The sequence below is a fragment of the Luedemannella flava genome (assembly GCF_039528515.1).
GTDB classification, from domain to species: domain Bacteria; phylum Actinomycetota; class Actinomycetes; order Mycobacteriales; family Micromonosporaceae; genus Luedemannella; species Luedemannella flava.
In genome coordinates this window covers 1-798 of the sequence record NZ_BAAALT010000324.1, presented here as the reverse complement: position 1 = coordinate 798, position 798 = coordinate 1, and the positions used below count along the sequence as shown (strand labels likewise).

Genomic DNA, 798 nt, shown 5'->3' with positions numbered 1-798 from the left:
GCCTGCCGCGGGCCGCGCGCCGCGGCGAGGTCCAGCGCCCGGCGCCGGCCGGCCGGGATGGCGAGCGGGTTCGCGTGGTGCGCCGGCACGGAGCCGCAGCTCGTCGTCATCAGCGCGGCCGACGCGTACGCCTCGTCGTCGAGCCGGTCGACGTCGTCCAGCTCCTCGGCGAGGGTGGCGCGCGGGCGGCCCGGCACGAAGAAGTCGGCCCGCGCCGACCGCCACAGGAAGTCCGCCTCGATCAACCGGTCGTGCAGGTCAGGCTTCAGCGCCGACGTGGTCGCCGTGACCCAGCCGTGCAGGTCGGGGTGGTGGGCGGGCTCGCTGAGCGCGTGCACCATCGCCGTCAGCTCGGCCAGCGGGGACGGCGAGAAGACGAACCTCTCGGCCGGCACGCCGGTGATGTCGATGGTCACGCCCACGCGTCCCATCCTGACAGCGGCCCGGGCCGGTGCCCGCCCCGGTTGACGGTGATCGTCAACTCATGTGCCGGTGCCGCATGGGCGCGGCGACGGTGGGCCCATGACCTTACGGGACACGGATCTGACCTGGCCGCGCCTGCTCCTGGCCGGCGGCGGGCCGCGGTACGCGGCCGCCCTGCTCATCGACGCCGTCGGCGGCGGCCTGATGCGCCCGTTCGTGCTGCTGTACGGCGTGGTCGTGCTCGACGTCGGGGTGGCCGCGGCCGGCCTCGCGTTGTCGGCGGGCCTGTTCGCCGGCCTGGCCGCGCTGCCCGTCCTGGGCCGGTGGCTCGACCGGGGCGCCCGGTCGTCGGCGGTGGCCGCGACGCTGCTGGTC

At 76.3% G+C, this 798-nt stretch carries 1 protein-coding gene and 1 pseudogene; one reads left to right on the top strand and one right to left on the bottom strand.

Annotated features, from left to right (window positions below; all coding sequences use genetic code 11):
- Positions 1–422 (bottom strand): DUF5937 family protein (locus tag ABD211_RS33015; protein WP_344140447.1); only part of this gene is annotated, 422 nt, incomplete at its 3' end.
- A gap of 100 nt (positions 423–522) precedes the next feature.
- Here ABD211_RS33015 and ABD211_RS33010 point away from each other — a divergent pair.
- Positions 523–798, top strand: a pseudogene (locus tag ABD211_RS33010) (hypothetical protein); the annotation flags it as partial.